Origin of the sequence: Teichococcus vastitatis (genome assembly GCF_003604215.1) — a bacterium.
GTDB classification, from domain to species: Bacteria; Pseudomonadota; Alphaproteobacteria; order Acetobacterales; family Acetobacteraceae; genus Pseudoroseomonas; species Pseudoroseomonas vastitatis.
In genome coordinates, this window is sequence record NZ_QXGS01000072.1 from 1 (window position 1) to 7,552 (window position 7,552).

Consider the following 7,552-nt stretch of genomic DNA (forward strand, 5'->3'; position numbering starts at 1 on the left):
ACTCGTGGCCCGCGTCCAGGCCATCATCCGCCGCGCCAAGGGCTTCAGCCAGCCCACTCTCGCCGTCGGCCCGCTGACCCTCAACCTCGGCTCCCGCGAGGTCCTCGTTGATGGCCGTGAGGTTCAACTCACCGGCAAGGAATACGCCATCCTCGAGCTGCTCACCCTGCGCAAGGGCGTGGTGCTCAGCAAGGACGTGTTCCTCAACCACCTCTATGGCGGCATCGACGAGCCCGAGGCCAAGATCATCGACGTGTTCATCTGCAAGCTGCGCAAAAAGCTCGCCCAGGCCGGCGCCGGCGAACTGATCGGAACCGTCTGGGGCCGCGGCTACATCCTCCGCGAACCCAGCCAGGGCGCGATCCACCGCATGCCGATGCCAGGCCTTCCGGTGCATGGCGAGGCCGGTCTCCCCGCCTGAGGCCGCTCCGTCCCGTGGTCGGCTGAGTTCGCGCGCGGCGCCGACATTATCAGGACGATCCCGTGTGATGGCGAATGCCAGGCGCGCCTTCCGGAAGGCGCGCCTGGCTGCGTAGCGCTGCCGAGTGGATCGACGTCTCGGTTAAAGGCGTCGTGCAGCGAATGTGCGTATCGCTCGATGAAGTGACGAATGATGATGGGGAGGAGATGGCCAATGCCGTCCTTGAGGTCGCTCCTCCTACAACCGTTTCCTGCGGTGACGCGACGATTTGCCGTCGAAGTCACATGCCGAGAGGTGATGCAGCTCACTCGGCATCTCTGATCCTGCTCTAACAACAGTGGACGAGTATTGCGTGATGAACCGCCCTTCCATCAACCCTCGCCAGCCCAGCGCTGCCGCCGCCTGGACCCTCGTCCACAAGCAAGGTCTGGATGCACGAACCGCGGCATCGCGCCTGGGCATCTCAAAGCCTGCTTTGTTCGAGCTGTTGGAGGAGGCACGAACCCGGCAGAAGTTGCGCGCGGTACCGCAAGCTCCTTTTCTGCCTTCCCGGCGCTGAACACAGCCAGCTGGCAAGGGAGCGAGCATAGCACTATCCATAGTGTTCCTGTGATTTCGCTGATCAATGACTGTGAAGCAGTTTGCCAAGTGTGTTCCGCAGCTCTTCGAACTACCTGTTAGGAAGACAGAAGGTTTTTTCTGGCACCTTCAGGAGATCAGTCAGCGGCCAAAGCGCATGTTCGGTGAGATCTTGGTTTTCAAGCGGCCCGTCACAACCGCGCCGCAGGCACCGGACCCGTACGCGCACTCGCTGATGCGGCAGCAGGAAGCTGCTTTGTGGACAGCGCTGAGGGACCAACGGGCCATTGCTGGTGGCTCGCCTTCGGGGCTTCCTCATCCGGCTCGTAGCCCACATCTGGTCGTGGTCTCGCAGTAGAAGCGTTCTTCGTCTCTGCGTCGGCGATCTGACATCGGCCCTGCCCCTCGCTGCGGGAATGCGCCCGAGGCACCAGAAGCCTGAACCGCAACTTTCCGCGGCCAGCATCGCACAAGAACCCCGTCTTGGTTTCGCGCCCGCCTCTGCCCTGGCCGTGGCAGGCGGGGCGATGCTGCGGTCCTCACTGGCGCTCACGGCGCTGTGATGATCGCTTTCACGCCTCGTTAACCTTCGGTAGGCAGGCTGAACAGCGTTAAGAATGTTCTCAGCATCGGGGGAGGCACAAGATGTGCACCATGCAAGACCTTCGCTTCGCTGCCAGCGCGGCTTCGACCTTGTCCTTGTTCAGCCTCACCTCGGCTGAGGTGCAGGCGCTGCTGACCGGCGTGGCGTCTTCGTCTGCCGCCTGGATGGTCGACGAAGCCTGCGATTACCATGGCGAGCTGATGCTGATCTTCACGTTGCGCGCCGGGGGCGATGCGGCGCCGAGCCTGGTGGTGCATCGTGCCGCCGAGGGCGTGATGATCAGCTGGCAAACGGAAACAGCGTTTCGGTGCCTGGACGTTGTGCTGGAGATCTCGGCCGCGGTGCCTTTACTGCGGAGCCATCTTGAGAGCTGCGCGGAGCCGGTCGCCTGAGCCGCTGCCTGGGCCGTCTGTGGCTGAGAAAGACGGCGGCAGCACAATGCTCTGATGGCTTCTGGGCCGCGGCTGAGCTTTGTGATCGCTTCTCGGGTTGGGCCGAGATGGAATGAGGAAGGATTTGGCGCAGCCAACAGGGGTGCTGCGCCACGCGGTGTCAGGCTGCCAATGAGGGAACCGCCGGCAGAGCCTGGGCGCTGGTGCTGAAAGGCTGCAGCATCGGTGCCCTCACCTCCCGCAGCACGTAGCCGCTGCCCCAATGCGTGCCGATCAGGCCGTCTGCACCGGCATCAGCCAGCTTCCTGCGCAGCTTACACACAAACACGTCGATGATCTTGCCCTCGGGCTCGTCGATGCCGCCATAAAGGTGATTGAGGAACACGTCCCGGCTCAGCGCCATCCCTTTGCGCAGGGTCAGCAGCTCGAGAATGGCGTATTCCTTGCCGGTCAGTGGCACCATCTGGCCGTTCACCCGAGCCTGACGGGCGCCAATGTTCAGACTGAGCGGCCCCACCACCAGGGTGGGTTGGCTGAAGCCGCGGGAGCGGCGCACGATCGCCTGGATGCGAGCCATCAGCTCCTGAGGATCGAAGGGCTTGTTGAGGACATCATCGGCGCCGCTGCTCAGAGCCCGCACCCGCGGCTGCGCCCCGCTGAGGCCGCAGAGCACCAGCACCGGAGTTTCGATGCGGGCGCTGCGCAGGCGCCGGATCACGTCACAGCCTTCCATGTCCGACAGCATGCTATCGAGCACCACGATGTCGTAGTCGTAAAGCGAGGCGAGCTCGAGCGTCTCCTCGCCCGTGGCAGCGACATCCGTGATCATGTCCGCGGAGCGCAGCATCAGGCTGATACCACGGGCCACAACGGCGTCATTCTCAACCAGCAGAACGCGCATGGGGGGATCCTGATTGGAGAAAACTAAGAAGAAACATGGTTTGCGGCACGCCGGGCTGTTTCGTGCACTGGCTGCCGGAGGGGGGACTCGCCGCAGCAAGGGAGGGGGACGAAGCAGCAGCCCGGTGCGGGCGGAAAAGCCTCAGAGATGCACAACCAGGCCCGGCTCGGGCAGCAGCTTGTCGAGGCCGGCCATCATCGCCTGCAACGCTTCCCCGTCCTCCGCCTCATCGTCCGCATCGCAACCCCCCATCTCCGCCGGGCAGTCCAGCATGTCCTGCAGGTAATCTGCCGCCATGAACAGGATCCGGGCGCAAGGCTCGCCGTCATCGATGGCCTCAGCACCGAGGCGCTGCAGCAGGGCGATGGCAGTGTCCATTTTGGAGAAAGGCTGAGGCGAGAACTGGAGCATCGGGGGCGATCCATCAGAAGCCTAAGCTCACAATTTCGTGAGCACCCATTCTATGAACCATAAGGTTGCTGGGTATCAACATGTTTTTACAGGATTTTTCCCTCTGCCGTGGCAGCTCGGCTCACCTCTTTCCTCAAGGAGAAGTTACTAAAGATTGAATCTTATGGCTTATTGTGAATCTTAAGGTTGTATTGCTCGAAGCGATATGAATGGAAATTCATCTTGAACAAGGGCAGCTGGATGCCGTCCGACAGCGCACCAGCGCGGCTCACCCTGAGCTTGAAGGCAGTCGCTGGACGATCCTGTAGGAGCTTGCCAGACTCCACTGATGAGCGAAATTTCGCTCTCGAACTCGCGGATATGTTAAGAAATGCTTGATGCTCACGGAACCGTGAGTTAAATCCTCTGCATCGCCAACCCTCCGGCCGCCATGGCCCGCGAAAATCGCAAGGACCGGGTATGCATATTCTTCTGGGCAGCCACCTCGGCAGTGCCTCCGTCTATCGCAGGGCGCTTCAGCAGATTGGTCACAGCTGCGACCTGGCAGAGGCTCTCGAGGACACACCCTCTGCTGCGCAGCACAGCGACCATCACGACGTTATTCTTCTTGAGATTGGCCAGCTGGATCGGCAAGGTCTGCCTCTGATCCGGGACACCCGGCGCCGAGGTGTTCAAAGCCCGCTCATGATCTCGGCAGCCCGCCTCACTGCCGCAGAAGAGCAAGCGGCGCTTGAGTGCGGTGCCGATCAGGTCCTGCAGGGACCACCGCATCCGCCTCTGCTGAATGCGCGCCTGCAGGCCGTGCTGCGTCGCAGTCTGGGCCACTCCGGCCCTGAGTTGCGATGCGGCAATGTGGTGTTGCATCAGGCACGCGGAACCGTTGTTGTGGATGACCGGCCGGTGGGTGTGACAGCCAGCGAGTTTGCTGTGCTCGAGATGCTGATGCTGCGTCCCGGTGTGATGCTCACCAAGGAGCATTTCATGGCCCGCGCCTATGGCGAGGAAGACGGGCCGGACTACCGCATCCTCGACGTGTTCATCTGCAAATTGCGCCGCAAGCTGGCTGCCGCCGGATCGGCCAAGATCGTGCGCACGATCTGGGGCCGTGGCTATGCGATCGAGGAGCCCAGCGCGAGTGACGTCGCTGCGGCCCGCGCGCGATTGACCGGCGCACGACTGACTGGCGCACTGCCACGCTCCAGGCGCACTCCTCCCGCGCAGCCGCAGCTGGAAACCATCGCCACAGCAGCCTGACCATCTAAAACCGTAAGCGCTGCCGCATCTCGTCACATCTGTAGGCGAGCGCTCAGGGAGTAGCTGCCTCAGATGTCCCTCTGGAGCCTGCTGGGGGCGGCGAAGGAAGCGGCATCCAATAATCAGGATGAAGCTCCAACATCTCCGCCGGACTGGCAGGATCAACAGACAGGACGCCATCAGCGCAGGCCAACCAGCGGTCATAGGACCACAGAACAATAGCAAAGGTTGCATTCCCCTCGGAGTGCAAACAGGCCAGAATTGCCGTCCGATCACGCGGCGCCGCTTCCATCGCCAACCATTGAGTCACGGTGGATCTTTCTTGATTGTGTAGACGCTCGTCGTGAAGCTCGACCGATTTCAGAACTGGTCAGACAGCTCTGAAAACGCCCTTGGCTTCAGTCAGAACCTGCCATTTCGTATCGGCTTTGGCGTCATCTTGCAGGGCGGATCCATCCTGCATTTTCTGCCGCGCCTGCTTCAACAGCGGCCAAGCGACGAACCGCTCAAATCCGAAGATCGCGATTAGCAAAATTCCGAACATCATGACCCCTTCTAGGTCTGACATTTCTACGATCTCCCATCCCACCCGCTCAGTCTGAGCACGACCAAGAGTTGTAGGCAAACAAGAAGACCGGATGGCTTGCGGCCTCCACTGACAGCGGCGCGGCCAATGTCCTAAACCATACCCTGGAGGGTGAAGGTCAGCTTCCCTCCTGCATCTCTCTGACGGTGGAGCCGATGGTCAACACGGCCCTGGCTGACATGGAGGCGCTGAGGGACGGCTGGATTGCCGGACTTGCGATTGCAGCCCCTCCGCACATGTTGAGCACCGTGTCGGCGTTACCAGGCACCGCCTGGTCTTTATGGAAGCCCTGTATCTGAACGGCAGATTACATCCCATGCCTTGTACCCAGCATAATCCATCCAGCCCGATAACCTTCGCCTCTCGTGCGGCTACAGGAAGGTATCTTATTCGTTATCCGCTTACGGTCCGCTGAAAGGCAGCACGGCTATGAGGCAGAGGAAATGCCAGCTGCGCGCTCGTATAGTTGTCGGATGCCCTAACCGCTACATCCGAGACACGGACATCGATTGAAGGTCTCCGGCGACCGGGTCGGGTAGCCGACAGATCTAGCTTGCGGTGCCGATCTCTGTTCCACGTTGAGCAGAGATCAGAACCATCATCGGCCGCTCCATCTCCGCGGCCAGAGCCGGATATTCGGCAATCTGCTGCTGTGTCGGATGCCATTCATGGACTTCGCGGATCGTGAAGCCGGAGGTAATCAGGGTGTTCAGCGTCGTCCCGAGAGTACGGTGGTACTTCACCACACCCTTCGCCAGCCAGTCGGTGGTGCGAGCGCCCTCGATCGCGTAGCTGTCGACAGGCCAGGTCTTCTGGCCGTCCTCGCGTGCCAGCCAGCCGGGCCGTGTGGAGGCCATGTAGATGGGGTGCTCGATGGTGAACACGAGGTGCGCCCCAGGGGTGAGGGACCGGAACACCCTGCGGACCAGCCTGCCGAAATCCTCGATGTAGTGAAAGGCCAGGGAACTGTAGGCGAGATCAAACTCGCCCGGCGAGAGGTTCAGGGTTTCGAGGTCAGCCATGGCATACTGCACAGCTGGATCAGCGGTATCTGCTCTGGCCCGTGCCAGCATATTCTCCGACACATCCAGACCGAGCACCTGGGACGCGCCCTGCATCCGTGCCCAGCGGGTGAACCAGCCGAATCCACATCCAAGGTCAACCACGCGCCGCCCTTGAAGCTCCGGCAGCATGGCCTGGATGGCGGGCCATTCAGGTGCGCCCTCGAGCCCGTGAACCGAGCGAGGCAGGCGGCTGTAGCCCTCGAAGAACTCAGGGGTATCGTAGATGTTTTGTGCCATGTCTCTCTCCATCCGGACACCAGTGGACAGGGCGCAGAGAGATCTTGGCAAGCCTGCTGAACGACAGCCGGGTTCAGGCGAAGATGATGTCACCGGCGCGTACGGCACCCACGCCTTCCAGCAGAATCTCACCCGTCTCGTAGACGGCCGGAAAGCTCAGCAGCAGACCCCTGGCAGTCTGCGTGAAGGTCAGGTCGGCCGCCGAGACGTAGTAGCCGCTGAGGTCGATCTTGTCGGTGCCGGACTGGAAATCGCGGATGGTGTCACGCCCGCCATTCGCGTCCGAGGCGTCACCGCTGTCGCTGTAGGCGTAGAGGAAGATATCGCTGCCGGCGCCGCCCCGCAGGTAATCGGTGCCGTAACCACTCGAGATGATGTCGTTGCCGTCACCGCCGATGATGCCGTCGGTCCCGCTTCCGCCATGGAGAATATCATCGCCGGCGCCGCCCAGGAGCTGGTCGTTGCCACCACCGCCGAAGATGCGGTCATTGCCCGCGCCGCCATCCAGGAGATCGGCACCGTCCCGCTCGGCATAGGCGAAGGTGGCGCCGGCCGTCGGGCCACCGGCCCCGTAGCCGTAGATGGTGTCGTCGCCGCTGCCGCTCTGCACGAAGTCGCTGCCATAGCCGGCGTAGATCGTGTCATGCCCGGAACCGGAACGGATCGTGTTGTTGCTGGGCTGCGTCGAGTAATCGTTCAGACCATTGCCGTAGATCGTGTAATCCGCCGTGCGCGTGGAGAGGTTGATGTTATCGGCAGCTGCGGAACCGTAGACGATCGGCATAGTGGGTTTCTCTCGGCACAGAGGGGAACGCTCTGTGCTGAGGTTTACCGGACCGCCTTAACAGATGCTTGCACCAAATGCCGGCTATACACTCATAAGTAGTAAATAACCCGTGATACCGCAGCTTTTGATTGATGTTCTGTTAATACTTGTTGCCGAGTTCTGAACAGCAGGCCCGCATCTCTGCGATACCGGGTCGAGGCGGCCTGCCCACCGGCCTCACCCCCAGACGTAGTCGCTGGTGTTAAGGCTGGTGACGTTGTCGATGGTGAGGTGGGTCACCGAGCCGTCCGCGGCGCGGATGGACCACACATCGCCC

8 protein-coding genes are annotated in these 7,552 nt (G+C 61.7%); 3 read left to right on the forward strand and 5 right to left on the reverse strand.

The genetic code is table 11. The features are described from left to right. Window positions 1-421 (forward strand): winged helix-turn-helix domain-containing protein (locus D2K64_RS22385; RefSeq protein WP_162306237.1); only part of this gene is annotated, 421 nt, incomplete at its 5' end. 1,233 nt (window positions 422-1,654) lie between these two features. Then, window positions 1,655-1,996 carry a hypothetical protein gene (locus tag D2K64_RS22390; protein WP_157986048.1) on the forward strand — a complete coding sequence of 114 codons (342 nt, stop codon included), beginning with the start codon at window positions 1,655-1,657 and terminating at the stop codon, window positions 1,994-1,996. 160 nt (window positions 1,997-2,156) lie between these two features. Here D2K64_RS22390 and D2K64_RS22395 read toward each other — a convergent pair whose 3' ends face one another. After that, window positions 2,157-2,897 (reverse strand): response regulator transcription factor, encoded by a 741-nt coding sequence (locus D2K64_RS22395; protein ID WP_120010602.1) that lies wholly within the window; start codon window positions 2,895-2,897, stop codon window positions 2,157-2,159. Window positions 2,898-3,038: 141 nt separating this feature from the next. Continuing rightward, window positions 3,039-3,308, reverse strand: a complete 270-nt coding sequence (locus D2K64_RS22400) for a hypothetical protein (RefSeq protein ID WP_120010603.1) — start codon at window positions 3,306-3,308, stop codon at window positions 3,039-3,041. Window positions 3,309-3,767: 459 nt separating this feature from the next. Here D2K64_RS22400 and D2K64_RS22405 point away from each other — a divergent pair, with 459 nt between their 5' ends. After that, on the forward strand, window positions 3,768-4,562 hold the full coding sequence (locus tag D2K64_RS22405; protein ID WP_120010604.1) for a winged helix-turn-helix domain-containing protein: 795 nt from the start codon (window positions 3,768-3,770) through the stop codon (window positions 4,560-4,562). 370 nt (window positions 4,563-4,932) lie between these two features. Here D2K64_RS22405 and D2K64_RS22410 read toward each other — a convergent pair whose 3' ends face one another. From D2K64_RS22410 to D2K64_RS22420, 3 genes are all read right to left on the reverse strand, one after another. Beyond that, window positions 4,933-5,130: a hypothetical protein gene (locus D2K64_RS22410; RefSeq protein WP_120010605.1), complete on the reverse strand. Its 198-nt coding sequence runs from the start codon at window positions 5,128-5,130 to the stop codon at window positions 4,933-4,935. A 566-nt stretch (window positions 5,131-5,696) separates the two neighbouring features. After that, window positions 5,697-6,449, reverse strand: a complete 753-nt coding sequence (locus tag D2K64_RS22415; protein ID WP_120010606.1) for a class I SAM-dependent methyltransferase — start codon at window positions 6,447-6,449, stop codon at window positions 5,697-5,699. A gap of 73 nt (window positions 6,450-6,522) precedes the next feature. Further along, window positions 6,523-7,233, reverse strand: coding sequence for a M10 family metallopeptidase C-terminal domain-containing protein (locus tag D2K64_RS22420; RefSeq protein ID WP_120010607.1), 711 nt, complete (start codon window positions 7,231-7,233; stop codon window positions 6,523-6,525). Window positions 7,234-7,552 lie beyond the last annotated feature (319 nt).

Coding starts and splice junctions, on each gene's coding strand:
- D2K64_RS22400 (WP_120010603.1), bottom strand. CDS start 3,308: ATGCTCCAGTTCTCGCCTCAGCCTTTCTCCAAAATGGACACTGCCATC.
- D2K64_RS22415 (WP_120010606.1), bottom strand. CDS start 6,449: ATGGCACAAAACATCTACGATACCCCTGAGTTCTTCGAGGGCTACAGC.
- D2K64_RS22390 (WP_157986048.1), top strand. CDS start 1,655: ATGCAAGACCTTCGCTTCGCTGCCAGCGCGGCTTCGACCTTGTCCTTG.
- D2K64_RS22395 (WP_120010602.1), bottom strand. CDS start 2,897: ATGCGCGTTCTGCTGGTTGAGAATGACGCCGTTGTGGCCCGTGGTATC.
- D2K64_RS22420 (WP_120010607.1), bottom strand. CDS start 7,233: ATGCCGATCGTCTACGGTTCCGCAGCTGCCGATAACATCAACCTCTCC.
- D2K64_RS22410 (WP_120010605.1), bottom strand. CDS start 5,130: ATGTCAGACCTAGAAGGGGTCATGATGTTCGGAATTTTGCTAATCGCG.
- D2K64_RS22405 (WP_120010604.1), top strand. CDS start 3,768: ATGCATATTCTTCTGGGCAGCCACCTCGGCAGTGCCTCCGTCTATCGC.